General features: G+C 66.0%; 13 protein-coding genes and 2 pseudogenes. 7 read left to right on the plus strand and 8 right to left on the minus strand.

Annotated features, from left to right (window positions below; all coding sequences use genetic code 11):
- The first annotated feature begins 245 nt into the window (after window positions 1-245).
- Window positions 246-632: a VOC family protein gene (locus tag BBJ41_RS23105; protein WP_069748605.1), complete on the plus strand. Its 387-nt coding sequence runs from the start codon at window positions 246-248 to the stop codon at window positions 630-632.
- A 169-nt stretch (window positions 633-801) separates the two neighbouring features.
- Here BBJ41_RS23105 and BBJ41_RS23110 read toward each other — a convergent pair.
- A pseudogene (locus tag BBJ41_RS23110) lies at window positions 802-1202 on the minus strand (GNAT family N-acetyltransferase); the annotation flags it as partial.
- Between the two features lie 150 nt (window positions 1203-1352).
- Window positions 1353-2003, minus strand: a complete 651-nt coding sequence (gene ribA / locus BBJ41_RS23115; RefSeq protein WP_069748606.1) for a GTP cyclohydrolase II — start codon at window positions 2001-2003, stop codon at window positions 1353-1355.
- 176 nt (window positions 2004-2179) lie between these two features.
- Between ribA and BBJ41_RS23120 the strand changes: the two genes are divergently transcribed.
- Window positions 2180-2641: a CBS domain-containing protein gene (locus BBJ41_RS23120; RefSeq protein WP_069748607.1), complete on the plus strand. Its 462-nt coding sequence runs from the start codon at window positions 2180-2182 to the stop codon at window positions 2639-2641.
- Window positions 2642-2795: 154 nt separating this feature from the next.
- Here the strand turns inward: BBJ41_RS23120 and BBJ41_RS23125 are convergent, their stop codons facing one another.
- Complete coding sequence (locus BBJ41_RS23125) at window positions 2796-3125, minus strand: DUF4148 domain-containing protein (protein ID WP_069748608.1); 330 nt, start codon at window positions 3123-3125, stop codon at window positions 2796-2798.
- A gap of 514 nt (window positions 3126-3639) precedes the next feature.
- Here BBJ41_RS23125 and BBJ41_RS23130 point away from each other — a divergent pair.
- Entirely contained in the window at window positions 3640-4038 is a 399-nt protein-coding gene (locus tag BBJ41_RS23130) for a GreA/GreB family elongation factor (RefSeq protein ID WP_069748609.1), read from the plus strand.
- Between the two features lie 177 nt (window positions 4039-4215).
- Here BBJ41_RS23130 and BBJ41_RS23135 read toward each other — a convergent pair whose 3' ends face one another.
- Entirely contained in the window at window positions 4216-5334 is a 1119-nt protein-coding gene (locus tag BBJ41_RS23135; RefSeq protein ID WP_069748610.1) for a porin, read from the minus strand.
- Window positions 5335-5921: 587 nt separating this feature from the next.
- Here BBJ41_RS23135 and BBJ41_RS23140 point away from each other — a divergent pair.
- Entirely contained in the window at window positions 5922-6293 is a 372-nt protein-coding gene (locus tag BBJ41_RS23140; protein WP_069748611.1) for a YXWGXW repeat-containing protein, read from the plus strand.
- A gap of 501 nt (window positions 6294-6794) precedes the next feature.
- Here the strand turns inward: BBJ41_RS23140 and BBJ41_RS23145 are convergent.
- A complete protein-coding gene (locus BBJ41_RS23145) occupies window positions 6795-7181 on the minus strand; it encodes a winged helix-turn-helix transcriptional regulator (RefSeq protein WP_069748612.1) in 387 nt (128 codons plus the stop codon).
- A 335-nt stretch (window positions 7182-7516) separates the two neighbouring features.
- Here BBJ41_RS23145 and BBJ41_RS23150 point away from each other — a divergent pair, with 335 nt between their 5' ends.
- From BBJ41_RS23150 to BBJ41_RS23160, 3 genes are all read left to right on the plus strand, one after another.
- Window positions 7517-7993 (plus strand): nuclear transport factor 2 family protein, encoded by a 477-nt coding sequence (locus BBJ41_RS23150; RefSeq protein WP_069748613.1) that lies wholly within the window; start codon window positions 7517-7519, stop codon window positions 7991-7993.
- Window positions 7994-8228: 235 nt separating this feature from the next.
- Window positions 8229-9044, plus strand: a complete 816-nt coding sequence (locus BBJ41_RS23155; protein ID WP_232036262.1) for a helix-turn-helix transcriptional regulator — start codon at window positions 8229-8231, stop codon at window positions 9042-9044.
- A 415-nt stretch (window positions 9045-9459) separates the two neighbouring features.
- Window positions 9460-11085, plus strand: coding sequence for an amidohydrolase (locus BBJ41_RS23160; protein ID WP_069748614.1), 1626 nt, complete (start codon window positions 9460-9462; stop codon window positions 11083-11085).
- Between the two features lie 25 nt (window positions 11086-11110).
- Here the strand turns inward: BBJ41_RS23160 and BBJ41_RS23165 are convergent, their stop codons facing one another.
- The 3 genes and pseudogenes from BBJ41_RS23165 to BBJ41_RS23175 form a co-directional block, all read right to left on the minus strand.
- On the minus strand, window positions 11111-11722 hold the full coding sequence (locus tag BBJ41_RS23165; protein WP_069748615.1) for a cysteine hydrolase family protein: 612 nt from the start codon (window positions 11720-11722) through the stop codon (window positions 11111-11113).
- A gap of 185 nt (window positions 11723-11907) precedes the next feature.
- Window positions 11908-13158, minus strand: coding sequence for an MFS transporter (locus BBJ41_RS23170; RefSeq protein ID WP_069748616.1), 1251 nt, complete (start codon window positions 13156-13158; stop codon window positions 11908-11910).
- 157 nt (window positions 13159-13315) lie between these two features.
- A pseudogene (locus tag BBJ41_RS23175) lies at window positions 13316-14666 on the minus strand (MFS transporter).
- Window positions 14667-14741: the final 75 nt, after the last annotated feature.

A 14741-nucleotide genomic window follows, 5' to 3' on the forward strand; every position in this document is an offset into this window, starting at 1 on the left:
GGTCGTTACGGCGGGAAGTTGCATGGATACAACGGGGGCTTGCCAACCTCCGGGTTTTCCCTTAAATTTACGTTTGTCTCCTCCATGTCTCCAAACATGGATTCAGCCCGCTCAAGCAGTGGGCTTTTTTATTGCCTGCGCGGATTACGGGGCCATACCATTCGCCGCCCCCGGCATCTCGGCGCGACACAATCCGGACCGACCGGATTATCATCGGCGGGACTGCCACGCTCCCCGAGGCCATCTTGCACGCACACCTGCGCATTGCCCGCCCGGTTGCCAACCTCACCAGAACCGAGCGCATGTATCGCGACGCCCTCGACTTGTCGGTACTCGCACGCTTTGAAGATCACGACGGCTTTTCCGGCGTCATGCTCGGACGCAAAGGGCTCGACTACCACTTCGAATTCACGCACTGTCCGGACCATCCGATCGCGCCGTCCCCGACGCCGGAGGACCTGATCGTGTTCTACCTGCCCGATCGTCCGGAATGGGAAGCCGCATGCGAGCGCGCGACTGCGCACGGCTTCATGCCCGTGACGTCGTTCAATCCATATTGGGATATATCAGGCCAGACATTCGAGGACGCAGACGGCTACCGGATCGTGCTGCAGAATGCCGACTGGCGTTGACGAGCCGTTACGCGCTGGCGTCGCCGCGGTGGGCAACGTACACGACGTGCCGCCGCAGCGCATGCCCTTCCGGCAACGCGGGATGATCGAAATCGCGCGCCGGTTGGCGCTGCATGCCAAGCCGCTGCATCACGTGCTGCGATCGCAGGTTGGTGTCGGCCGTCCACGCGAAGATCTCGCCGAGCCCGCTCCGGTCGAACCCGTCGGCCAATGCCGCGACCGCCGCTTCGGCAATATAGCCATGCCCCAAGCGTGATGCGCCTGCCGCCACATGATTTCGACACATGGCGTCATCGGATGCGTTACACGCGTTTCGTGCGACAGCCCGCAAAGTGCGATCAGTGTCGCATCGGCTCGACGCTCGACCGCCCACACGCCGAAACCGTGGGCCTCGAAATGCGCGTCGAAGCGCGCGATGACGTCGCTCGCCTCGTCGACCGACATCGGGCCGCGCGCTAGCCACGCAGTCACTTCCGGATGCGCGTGCATCGCCGCAAGCGCGGCCGCGTCTTCCGGTCGCCAGCGACGCAGCGTCAGACGTTCGGTTTCGATCTTCGATCGCGTGGTCATGGGTGAGTGGGATCGTATCGGTGGCGCAACGCAACTAGCATCACGAACCCGGACGCAAGACGGATGAGACGGGAATCGCGATCGTCGCCTCGGCCGGCGACGATCGGAAGGGCACGCGGCGGCGAGAAGCCGCCGAAGCGCCGGATGCGATTACTCGTTTTCTTCGAAGTAGTGCCCAAACTTCGTCTGCTTCGTGCGGATATAACGCTCGTTTTCTTCGCGCACGGGCACCGCGAGCGCCACGCGTTCGCAGACCGGAATGCCGTGCTTCACGAGCGTGTCGAACTTCTTCGGGTTGTTGCTCATCAGCCGCACCGACGTCACGCCGAGGATCCGGAGGATCGCTGCGGCCGAGTCGTATTCGCGCGCGTCGTCGGGCAGACCGAGGTCGAGATTCGCCTCGACGGTGTCGCGCCCCTGCTCCTGCAGCGCATATGCGCGGATCTTGTTGCTGAGGCCGATCCCGCGCCCCTCATGGCCGCGCAGATACAGCAGCACGCCGCGGTCTTCGGCCGCGATGTAGCGCAACGCGAGATCGAGCTGCTCGCCGCAATCGCAGCGATACGAGCCGAACACGTCGCCGGTCAGGCATTCGGAATGCAGCCGCGTCAGCACGGACTGCTCGCCGGTCACGTCGCCCATCACGAGCGCGAGATGTTCGGCATCGCTGCCCGATACGCGGAACGCGTATGACGTGAACGTACCGTAGCGCGTAGGCAGCGACGCCGTGGCGACGAGCGTCACGCACTCGTCGGCCTGGCCATTGCCCTGCGCGGGCGATTGGGAACGCGAAGACATCATGAATTCAGTCGAAACGATCAGGAATGTAGGAGTTGTGTGGATAGTGCGTGACGGGAGTTTACCGCTAATCTGGAAACGTCACGCGACTGCCGCCACCCGCCCGGCTATACTGGCCTCATCGGGTGACGCGCATCACGCCTGCCTTCCCTGTATCGACCTGCACACGGAGAAAGCGAATGAGTACGACTGTCGCGCAGATTCTCAAGGCCAAGCCGGATTCCGGCCGCACCATCTACACCGTCAGGAAGACCGATCTCGTCTACGACGCCATCAAGCTGATGGCGGAAAAGGGAATCGGCGCGTTGCTGGTCGTGGACGGCGACGACATCGCGGGCATCGTTACCGAGCGCGACTACGCGCGCAAGGTCGTATTGCAGGACCGCTCTTCGAAGGCCACCCGCGTCGAGGAAATCATGACGGCGAAGGTGCGCTACGTCGAACCGTCGCAATCCACCGACGAGTGCATGGCACTGATGACCGAGCACCGGATGCGCCACCTGCCCGTCCTCGACGGCGGCAAGCTGATCGGCCTCATCTCGATCGGCGACCTCGTGAAGAGCGTGATTGCCGATCAGCAGTTCACGATCAGCCAGCTCGAACACTATATCCACGGCACTCCCGCGGTCACGTCGGTCTGACCCGCACCAGCAAAAAAGGCCCAAACGCGTAAGCGTCTGGGCGGAAAGCCGCCGGAATGCGGCGACGGAGGTTCTGCTCCTGCGGGCGAACAACGCGCGCAAATGGCGCGCGTCTCGTCGATTAAGCGGTGCGCTCGGGCAGACCCGGGGACGTTCAGTTACCGAAGTAGACCGAGTTCACGGGATTCGGCGCTTCCCGCGTCATGCGGCGACCCGCTTGTGCTGCGCCCGTCGGCACGGCACCGTAGCCGCTCGTATCGGCCTGCGCGAGCATCGGCTGGTTCGGCTGAATTCGTTGTTCGGCTGCCTGGATGTTGCTCGGATACTGCGAATCGCTCGCCAGCGGCTTGTAGCCGTTCTGTTCGAGTTGCACGAGTTCGGCCTTGACCTGATCACGGGTCAGCCCTTGCTCGGATTGCGCAAACGATGCGATCGGAGCGGCAAGGACGGATGCGGCGATGGCTGCGTAGATGATCGACTTCATGATTTACCTCCGGAATATGTTCTCTTTTGATGTCGCCTCGGCAGGACTGTCTGAAGCGATTGAATCCAGTGTAGTGCTCGTCACCCCGAGGGGAAACCCTTAGTTTGAACATACAGCGTTGCGATTTTGGCAAATATCGCCCGCCTTTTCCGAATCGCAACGCCGCCACTTGCTTCATCTACACAACAATCTCTGACGAAACGCCAACAGCCAGATCACATATCCCGAAGGTTGTGTTGTAGAATCGTAAGGTTTTATTCGCCAGTCGATATTCCACATCCACCATGCACGCGCTCACGCCTCTTTCGGTTTCGCCGTCCGGCCCCGCCGGCGTGCGCGCGCGCGCCGATTATCCGGCGCATCCCCTCGCTCGACGCACGGCCCAGGCGCCGCTCGCCCCTGCCCGGCGCCTGATCTGACGGCTCGGTCTCCTCCCGGAGCCAGGTCAGACAGGCTCCGGGCGATCCTCATGGGCACGCCACGCCTGCCCCTGCCGATCATTTGGAGAACTGCCATGAAACAACGCCTTTACCAGTTGACTGAACTCGACGTCGCTCGCCTCGAGAAGCACGCCGAGCACAACCCGCGATTCCAGACCATGCTCGACACGCTGCTCGAGCGCGCCGACATCGTTCAGCCGGACACCATCAAGGCGAACGTCGTCACGATGAATTCGCAGATCACGCTGCTCGACGAAGCAACCCAGGAACAGACCACCTGGACGATCGTTTATCCTGACGCCGCCAATCTCGAACTGGGCCGCCTGAACGTGTTCTCGCCCGTCGGCATGGCGCTGCTGGGCACGCAGCGCGGCCAGATGGTCAAGGTGATGCAGCCGAGCGGTGCCGAAAAGCTGATGAAGGTCTCCGCGATCGTGTTCCAGCCGGAAGCCAACGGCGAATACACGCGCTGACGCCAGCCGGCCAGCACCGCGCCGTGACCGGCGCAGAACGAAAAAAAGCGAGGCATGTGCCTCGCTTTTTTGCATCCGGACGATATGAATCGTCGTTATCCATTCCGCAGACGAAAAAAAAGGCGCCCGAAGGCGCCTTTTTCGATGCTGCGAAGCGGGTTACCCCGCCTGTCACGCTTAGAAGCGGTGACGCAGACCAACCGTTGCTGCGGTTTGGTTGATCGACGAGCTCGGCAGCGTGCTGTTGTCGCCGTTGTAGATCGATGCGCCAATGCCGTTCTTCGCTGCACGCTGGTACACAGCTTGTGCGTAGACGTCCGTGCGCTTCGACAGTGCGTAGTCAGCTTGCAGGCCGAACTGGTTCCAGTGCGTGCTGCCGTTGTTGATCTTCGCGTTCGTGTACGTGTAAGCAGCACCCAGGCCGAGAGCCGGCGTCAGGTTGTACTTTGCGTTGACTTCGTAGTTGTCGGTGCGCACCGAGCCCAGGCTACCGACAGCGTTGTTGTCGAGACGTGCTTGCGTCCATGCAGCGCCGACTTGTGCCGGGCCGAATGCGTAGCCAGCAGCAGCACCGTACGTGCGGACGCGGCCTTGGCTAGCGATGCCACCGATCGCCGACGACGTTGCGCCGTTTGCGTTCGTACCGTCACCCAGGTTCGCTTGCGAGTATGCAGCAGCCAGCTTCAGACCTTGGAACTGGTATGCAGCACCCGCGCTGTACGCACGGTTGTTGCCGAAGTTCGTGTTGTTCGAGAACGAGTACGTGCCGCCGAATTGCAGGCCAGCGTAGTTCGCGCTCGTGTACTTGATCGTGTTGTTCTGAGCGACATCGCCGTTCGTGCTCAGACGGTCAAGGTTCAGCGGGTGCGCGAAGTACGTGCCGCCCCACGAGCCCGTTGCCGTCAGCGGCGCCAGGTAGTCTTGCGTTGCGTCGTATTGCTTACCCAGCGTGACCGTGCCGTACTGGCTCGACAGGCCGACGAAAGCTTGACGGTTGAACATGCCGCCGTTGCCGTTCGCGAACTTGCCGTTACCGATGTTGAAGCCGCTTTCCAACGTGAAGATTGCCTTCAGGCCGCCACCCAGGTCTTCCGAGCCACGCAGGCCGAAACGGCTCTGGTCAACGCCCGAACCCATCGACCAACGCGACTTGCCAGCTTGGCCCAGGGCCGGCTGAACGTTGCTTTGGTAGGTGATGCCTGCGTCCAGCACGCCGTACAGCGTGACGCTGCTTTGCGCGTGAGCGACGGTTGCGAACGATGCTGCAGCTGCTGCAACGATCAGAGTCTTGTTCATTCGTGGAGCTCCCTTCTAAAAAGAGGCAGGTCTCGCGACCTTGTTCATAAACGGTCTTCAACCGCCCGGGAGCGCCATCGGTCCTGCTGGCCGCGCCCGGATAGTTGCCCGTTTGGGAACCGTGAGTATAGGGGTGTACCCTAGGGGAGCGATCCGCAAATAAAGAAATAAGCTTTTCCAGAACTAGAAATAATGAAAGTAGGGCCGCGTTATAAGTATTTGTTTTGATGCTTGTTTTTGACTTCTTGACGACGGCTTTTTGGAGCCTCCCATCGCACCATTCTTACATGTCATCGTCTTGACGGTTGCATAGAAACAACAAACGGATTCGATTGGGCACCCTCGAATCGGCAATTTTTACTCAGTTTAGTCTCAAATACCAGGCTCTCGCCGTCTAAAACGTGTCGGCCGGTCAGTAAACAACGCACGACATCCGTGAAGCGGGTCATGTCCACCCGCCGGCAGGGCCGGCAACGGCGGCCTGCGGCTGCCGTGACACGCGGTAACAGCCTTAACCGCTCGCGTAACCCGGTCGGCGCACCGGCAGGCTAATGTAAGGCGGCCTCGAATACAGAACAGGACACGCCATGAATCGACGCTCGTTGTTGCGCGCCATCGGACTGACCGCCGCCTTTGCCGGCACCGGCTGGCTGCGCGCCGCCTCGGCTCAGCCCGCACCGCCCGTCTATCGGCCGTCCGGCCCGAATCGCGTGCCCGGCGGGCCGCCTTATGCCGACCGCCCGGGCTTCGGACCGCCGGCGGCCCGGCACGATCGCCGTCCGCCGCCGCCTCGGCCGCACGGCTATATATGGACCGACGGCTACTGGAGCTGGCAGCGCGGCCGCTATATATGGGTGTCCGGCCGCTGGGTCGCACGGCGCCCCGGGCGGCGGTGGGTACCCGGCTACTGGCGTCGCCAGGGGCACGTGTGGATCTACGTCGACGGTTCGTGGCGATAGACAACCAACCGGCTCCGGCCCGTGGAGGGGCCGGAGCCGGTCCGGGCGCGAATCCGCACCGCGCCCCGGCCGCGGAATCCTGGCGAGCGGCACGCGTGCCCCGCAAATCCCGCACATCCCGCACATTCGGCCCTTCTCCGGCGCGCCCCCGGCCGCGATACCGATACTCGTGCTCCATCCGATCGGACAACGTCGGTAATCGACACGGCCGCCTCTTTGCGGTCTCGTCATCCTGCACCGCGCGAATTCCTGCTGTCCTCTTGTCGCGCCCCATACAACAGAAGACGCCATGTTTCGGTCGCGCCGACGCTGGCCGTCGACTTGGGTGTCGCGTCGCACACGCGTTGCTGTATTTGCGACGAACGCGGCAGCGTATCGTCAAGCCGTCCACCTGGACGAGGCCCTTCGGATAACGAACATCCGATGCCGAGCCGACATACGTCGCCAAGCCGAGCCGTCGGCAACACACCACCCTTCAAAGGAACTGAGCCAGCGCGCCGCTCAGCGGCCACCGCCCTCCAGCTCCCGCGCTCGACGGCGCGCGGCGCAGATCGCGCGATGATGTTCGTCGGCCCACCGGATCATCGCGTGCATCGGCGTCAGGAACGAACGCCCGAGGTCGGTCAGCGCATATTCGACACGCGGCGGCACCTCGGCGAACAGCGTGCGGCTGACGAAACCGTCCTGCTCGAGCCGCTTCAGCGTGCGCGACAGCATCTGCTTCGACACATCGCCAATCGCACGGCCCAGTTCGTTGAAGCGCATCGTCCCGCCGGACAGCGCTTCGAGCACGAGCAGGCTCCACTGGTCGCCGATGCGGTCGAGCACATCGCGGATCGGGCACGGCTGATCGAGTTCGACGATTTCGTCGGCGGAGGGCAACGGCATGACGGGATTCTCTTTCACGGACAATGCATGGTCAGCGCGGTGTGACCTGTTCACACCGCGCTGACTTCTTGTGACGGGTTCGCGGCAACTGTACCATTCGATCGGCCCGGCAGCCGCCCGGATTCGCCAGTTCAACGAAACATGACGATGCCGCGCGGCCTCGCACCATCGGCAGCGCTGACGGCATGCGTTTCGCGCCGATCCCTTCGCATCGACGCGCAATGCGTGCTCGCAGCCACGCGCACATGTGCCGCCGGTCACCGCGACCGACCGGTGCAGCCCGCAGCCGTGTATCGCACATCAGTCCACGAAACGTCAGACAAGGAAAACGCTACATGTCATCGCTCCGCTCCCCCGTTCGCGCCGTTGCCGCGCTCGTCCTGCTGGCCGCGTCGACGGCCGCGCTGGCCGCCGGCCCGGCCACGCGCGACCTGGCCGCCGAGGAAGCCAACCGCCAGCTCGTGCTGACGTTCTACGACCGCTTCTTCAACAAGCATGAAGCGGTCGAAGCCGCCGCCGTCGTCGCGGACGACTACAAGCAGCACAACCCGCACGTGCCGGACGGCAAGAAGCCGTTCGTGTCGTATTTCGTCGGCGCCTTCCAGAAGAACCCGGCATCGCGGGCGCGCATCGTCCGCAGCGCGACCGACGGCGACCTCGTGTACCTGCACGTGCATGCGACCGAGCGTCCGGGCGATCGCGGCGAAGCGATCGTCGATATCTTCCGCGTGAAGGACGGCAAGATCGTCGAGCACTGGGACGTGATCCAGCCGGTGCCCGAAACGTCCGCGAACCGGAACACGATGTTCTGACGCACGGGCCGGCAAGCGGCATCCGACGACGCGCGCCGTGCGCCGGTCGTCGACGGCAATCCGCCGTGTCGCCCGCCCGCATGGATGCCCGGTCGCGGCGAAGTCCCCTACAATCGTAGCTTCGCCGCCGCGCCGGCCGCGGGCCCGCATGACCGCACGCCGCCGCCTGCCAAGCGCGCCGCCGCACGCGAAACCCGGCCGGCGCGGGCGGCCGTTCGCGAAGACGGTGTCAACGATGAGCCCCGCCCACATTTCCCTGAGCAACGCCGGCGACCTGGTCGCCAGCCTCGGCAGTCCGCAGTTTCCCGCCCGGCTTTGGGCGTGGCTGCGCGAAACCGTCGACCCGCAATCCCATTACTGCGTCGCGATGCGTTACCGGCGCGATACGCCGTCGCAATCGGTCGACAACGTCGACGTGCTGTTCTTCGCCGGCGGCGACGATCCCGACGGCACCCGCCATGCGCTCGATCTGTATACACAGGGCGACTGGCGCACCGATACGCTGCTTCCGCATATCGAGCGCGCGACCGACTCGCAGCTCGTGTTCTCGTGCAACGAAGACATCGACACGGCGACCGAATACGGCCGCCAATTTGCGCTCGGCGAGCTCGGCGAAGACTGCACGCTGCTCGGCAGCGAGCGCGACTACGTCTATGCGTTCTCGCTGTTCCGCCGGCGCGGCCAGCCGTCCTACACGCTGGCCGAACTGGCCTTGCTGCGGCAGCTCGGCGATTTCGTGCTGCCGCTGCTGATCCAGCATGCGCGGCTCGCCCGCCTGACGCCGCGCTCGGACGACGACGCGTTGCTGCAGCGCTTCGAACAGCGGCTGTCGGCCAGCGGCGCGGCGCTGTCGCAGCGCGAGCGGCTCGTCTGCCGCGCCGTGCTGCAAGGCCGGCCCGTCCCGCAGATCGCCGATACGCTCGCGCTCAAGCCCAGCAGCGTGCGCACCTATCTCGGGCGCGCGCTCGCGAAGCTCGGCGTTGCGAACCGGGCCGGGCTCTTCGCGTGGTGCGTGACCGAAGAGGAAACGCCGGAAGCCCGCAGCCGGTAGATCACCCCGGCACATCGCCCTACCTCCCGCCGCCTTTGTCGCGCGTTGTCCTCAAAACGATGACAGACAGCCGGCCGCCCCGCTCCTAGTATCTGACTCACCCGGCGACAGGAACACGTCGGATGCCACGGAGACACCGAATGCCGAATACCGGATGGACGCCGGCCCGCGCGGCCGCACATGCGTCCCCCACCGATTTGCCGATCGGGAGCCGTCGGCGAAACCGGCATGACGCACCGCCCGTCGCGGCCGGCGGTGACCGCGGCACGACGCCGTCGCATCCGGCGCGCAGCGCCGGTACGTAACGCCCCGCACCCCATTCCAACCCGACCGGGTTCACGCGACCGGACGAGCCAGACGGCCCGCCCGCCGGACGCGTGCGCCCGTCGACACGCCCCCTATCCGGAGGAGACACATGCAACACGCCGACACCGTCTATCTGAACGGCCTGCTTTACACGGGCGACGCGCAGCGCCGCTTCGCGCAGGCGCTCGCCACGAAGGACGGCAAGATCGTCGCGGTCGGCCGCGACGACGACATCCGCCCGCTCGCCGGCCCCGCCACTCGCATGGTCGACCTCGCCGGCCGGCTGATGCTGCCGGGCCTCATCGACGGCCACGTGCACCCGCTCGAAGGCCACCAGATCCTCGGCGACTTCGACCTGTCCGGCATCAACGACCCCGACGCGATCCTGCAGCGCATCCGCGCGTGCGCCGACGCGACGCCGAACGAGCCGTGGGTCTACCTCGGCGGCGCCAATCTCGCCGCGTTCGGCGCCTACCCGACCCGCGAACTGCTCGACCGGATCGTGCCCGACCGGCCGCTGCTCGTGGTCGGCTTCGACGTGCACAGCGGCTGCCTCAACACGAAGGGGCTCGAAGCAGCCGGCATCAAGGCCGATACGCCCGACCCATCGGGCGGCGTCTACGAGCGCGATGCGTCGGGCGCGCCGAACGGCGTCGTGCACGAAGCGGCGTTCTATCGCGTCTGCCCGATCATTCCGCAACTGAGCCCGGCCGGCTATCCGAAGTCGCTCGCGAAAGCGCACACGATGGCGCACGGCTACGGCATCACGGGCTGGTTCGACGCGCGCGTCGAGGAAGCCGAGCTCAAGGCATACGCCGCGGCGCAGCGCGCCGGCACGCTGAAGGCGTACATGAGCGCGGGCCTCTATGCGAACCCGCGCCGCGATCCGCGCGAGCAGGTCGAGCGTTTTGTCGGATGGCGTCAGGAATACGAGCGCGACAACCTGCGCCTGCATACGGTGAAGATCTTCGTCGACGGCGTGCCGGAATCGAAAACCGCCGCGCTGCTCGAGCCGTACGCCGGCACCGACGACTGCGGCCTCGCGCTGTGGAGCCAGGACGCGCTGAACGAGATCTGCCTGCTCGCCGATACGGCCGGCTTCGACCTGCACTTCCATACGCTCGCCGACCGCGCGGTGCGCATGACGCTCGACGCGCTCGAATACGTGCAGCGCCGTAACGGCATGCGTGACCGGCGCGCGCAGCTCGCGCACCTGCAGCTCGTCGATCCGGCCGACATGAGCCGCTTCAACCGGCTCGGCGCGATCGCGAGCGTGCAGACGTTGTGGACGGCCGCGCGCGAAGAACAGCAGCAGCTCTATCGCGACCTGCTCGGCGACGAGCGCGCCGCGCGCAATTACCCGTTCCGCAGCATGCGCAACGCGGGCGTGATGCTCGCGGCCGGTTCCGACTGGTCGGTCAGCACGATGGACCCGATGCAGATCATCCAGACCGGCGTCACGCACCTGCTGATCGACCAGCCCGACAGCCCGCCGTGGAATCCGCACGAGCGCCTCGACCTGCTGACGATGCTCGAGGCCTATACGGTGAACACCGCCTATGCGCTGCGCTTCGACGACTGCACGGGCTCGCTCGAAGCGGGCAAGGACGCGAGCTTCGCGATCTTCGATCGCAATCCGTTCGCGCACCCGGTCGAGACGTTCGCGCAAACCCGCGTGATCGAGACGAGCTTCCGCGGTGAAGTCGTGTACGCCGCGCCGGGCTGGGCCGACTGACGTCGAAGCGCACGCCGGGCGGCCGTCAGGCGACGTCGAGCGCCAGCACCTGCGCGGTCGTCAGCACATCGCCGAACGTGTCCGACAGCGCGGCCAGCGTCGCGCGATGGAGGTCGCGGTGCGGCACCGTGCCGCCGTCTGCGACATCGAGGTCGCGCGTCGCGCATGCGTCGTCGACGACGATCACAGCATAGCCGAGCGGCACCGCATCACGTGCCGCGCCGGCGACGCACGCGTGCGTCATCAGGCCCGTGACGATCAGCGTGTCGATGCCGCCCGCTTTCAGGCGCGCGTCGAGGTCGGTGGTCGGGAACACGCTCACCGACGTCTTCTTCACCACCGCGTGATGCGGCGCCGGCTGCAAATCCGCGTGGAAACGGAAGCCGTCGCTGCCGTCGGCGAAGATCGGGCTGTCGGCGGTATCGACGTGCTGGACGTGAAACACCGGAATGCCCGCGCGGTCGGCGAACGCGATCACGCGCTGCGCGTTGCCGAGCGCGCGCGGCCCTTCCGGAATCGGCAGCCGGCCGCTGAAATATTCATTCTGGAAATCGATCACCAGCAGTGCGGTGCGGGCGGCGGCGATCGACGTCGGCGCCGTCGCGCCGGCCAGGGTACGGATGGTCGGATGTTGCATGGGTCGTTCTCTACTCCAGGTTGGCACATCGAACGGAACGGCGGGCCGGCCCTGCCGGCGCCGCCGGACGCGGCCTGGCGCTTCCAGCACCGCGAGACGCCAGTGTCGGGCCACGCGGCTTCGCGCGACAGCGGCACGCGGGACAACGTCCGACAGGATCGGGCCAACCCGCTCGACCGCCCACGCTACGACAGCGCGGGCGTACGCGCGCCCGGCTGCGTGCGCCCGTACGCGACCATCATCACGAAGCTGAGCAGGAAGCCCGCGCCGCCGATCAGCAGCAGGCCGATCTCGCCGAATACGGGCAGCAGGTTCGTCAGCGCGCCCGTCACGACCCACGCGACGGCCATCACCGAACCCGCGACGCCGAGCGCCCAGCCCTGCCGGTCTTCGCTGACGGCGTCGGAGAACGCCGTATACATCGTCGTATGCGCAACCATGTCGAAGCAGCCGACGACCATCGCTAGCGCCCACAGTACGGGCTCCTGCGGGAACAGCGCGGACAGCACCTGCCCGAGCCCGGCGACGAGCAGGCCCGTCTTCGCGATGTCGATCACGCGCCACACGCGCAGCATCAGCCGCACGACGAACAGCAGGCCGAACACGAAGCAGATCCCGATCACGCCGCTGAACAGCCCGAGCCGCGCGCTCGTATAGCCGAACTTCGCCTGCAACAGCAGCATGATGGTCTGCAGGTAGAGCCCGTAGCCGACCTGCATCAGGAAGAACACCACCGACAGGAACGCGACGTTGCGCTGGCGTGCGGCCTCCCAGATGATCCGCAGCGGCAGCAGCGGATCGATGCGCGTGTCGCCGCGCGGTGCGGCCGAGTCGCGGTACGACGCCCAGGTCCAGAACGCGCACGCCAGCGACAGCGCGGCGACGAGCACGAACGGCGTGCCGTAGTCGAACAGCGGCGAGATCGTCCGGTCGGACGTGACGCCGCCGAGCACGGGGCCGACGATCACGCCCGCGCTGAACGCGAGCGACATGATGCTCATGTTGTACGCCTTGTTCTCCGGCGTGCTCAGGTCGGTGATCGCCGCCTGCGCGATGCCCTGGCAGCCGGCCATGAGGCCGGTCAGCCCGCGGCCCGCCAGCAGCAGCGCGACGCTCGCGTGCCACGCGCCGGCCGCCATCATCGCGTAGCCGGCCGCGAGGCCGAGCACGCACAGCAGCAGGATCCTGCGGCGGCCGTAGCGATCGGACAACTCGCCCATCAGCGACGAGCCGAAGAACATGCACAGCGGGTAGATCCCGTAGCCGAGACCGAGGTAGAAATTGCGCGCGTGCGCGCCGGCGTCGGCCGGCAGGATGCCCGCGTGCGGATCGCTGAAGATCGCGGACATCATCGGATAGACGAGCCCGAACCCCATCGCGTCGATCGCGATGGCGAGCAAACAGGGGCCGAGCAGCTTGTAATCGAGCCGGGACATGGCGACCTTCCGGACAGAGTGGATGATCGCCCAAGCGTAATGACCGGACGGCCGCCGCGGTAGGCCGCCGCCCGCGATGCTCATCATCGGACGCACCGATACCCAGGATGCCGCCCGCGCCGATGGCTCGCCGGCGCGGGCATCAGGCCGCCGGCCGTTACTTGACGCTCAGCGGTTCGCCCTGAAACTGCCGGCGCGCGAGCACGCACGGCGCGCCGTCGTGCATGAACACGCTCGCGAGCAGCCCGAACGACGCCGCGAACAGCACGTACCACGCGGGCGCGACGGGCGACCCGCTCGCGTGCGTCAGCCACGTGACGATGAACGGCGCGAAGCCGCCGAAGATCATCACCGCGACGTTGTACGCGAGCGCGATGCCGGTCGAACGCGAGCGCGTCGCGAACTGTTCGGCGAGCGTGGTCGGCGCGGGGCCGTAGCAGATCCCGATGATCGTGCAGATCACCAGTTGCATCACCAGCAAGCGCCCAATGCTCGGCGCCGCGGCCAGCCACGAGAACAGCGGATAGGTGACCGTCAGCATCGCCAGCATGCCGGCGATCAGCACGGGCCGCCTGCCGATGCGGTCGGACACGATCGCGGCGACCGGAATCGTCACCGTCAGCAGCGCGACCGCCAGCATCTGCACCTTGAACACCTGGTCGAGCGGCAGCCCGAAGGTCTTGTGCACGAACGTCGGCATGTTGACGAGCATCACGTAGAACACGGCCGTGCCGGTGATCGTCTGCCCCATCGACACCAGCACGCCGCGCAGGTTGTCGCGCAGCACGCGCGCCACGCTCGCCGGCGGCTCGACGGCCGACTTGCTCGCATCGATGAACGCCTCCGTCTCCTCCATGTGCCGGCGGATCCACAGGCCGACCGGCCCGATCAGCAGCCCGAGCGCGAACGGCACGCGCCAGCCCCAGCTGTGCAGCGCGGCATCCGACAGCGACTGCGTCGCCCACGCGCCCATCGCCGCGCCCGAGAACACCGCGAGGCACTGGCCGATCAGTTGCCACGACCCGTACAGGCCGCGCCGGTTCTCGGGCGCGCTCTCGACGAGGAACGCCGTCGCGCTCGCGTATTCGCCGCCGGTCGCGAAGCCCTGCAACAGCCGCGCGAGGACGATCAGGGCCGGCGCTACCGGGCCGATCGTCGCGTACGACGGTGCGAACGTGATCAGCGCGATCGACAGCGTCATCAGGAGTGATGAGCTGCATCGCGGCCTTGCGGCCCTTGCGATCCGCATAGAGCCCGAGCAGGATGCCGCCCACCGGGCGCATGAAGAAGCCGACGCCGAACGTCGCGAGCGACATCAGCAGCGACGCGTACTGGCTCTCGGCGGGAAAGAACAGCCGCGCGATGATGCCGGAGAAGAACCCGTAAACGATGAAGTCGTACCACTCGAGGGTATTGCCGACGACGGCGGCAACCACTTGCCGATGCCGCGTGTTCCGACGTGAGTCGTGCATGCTTATCTCCTGCAGTCTCGTGGTGCCGCACCGCATGCCGGCCGCCGTGCACGGCAGGCATGGGCGAACCGACCGTTCGCACGCTGGCCCGAGACAGGTAAAAGCAACCCT

The organism is Burkholderia stabilis (assembly GCF_001742165.1).
GTDB classification, from domain to species: Bacteria; Pseudomonadota; Gammaproteobacteria; order Burkholderiales; family Burkholderiaceae; genus Burkholderia; species Burkholderia stabilis.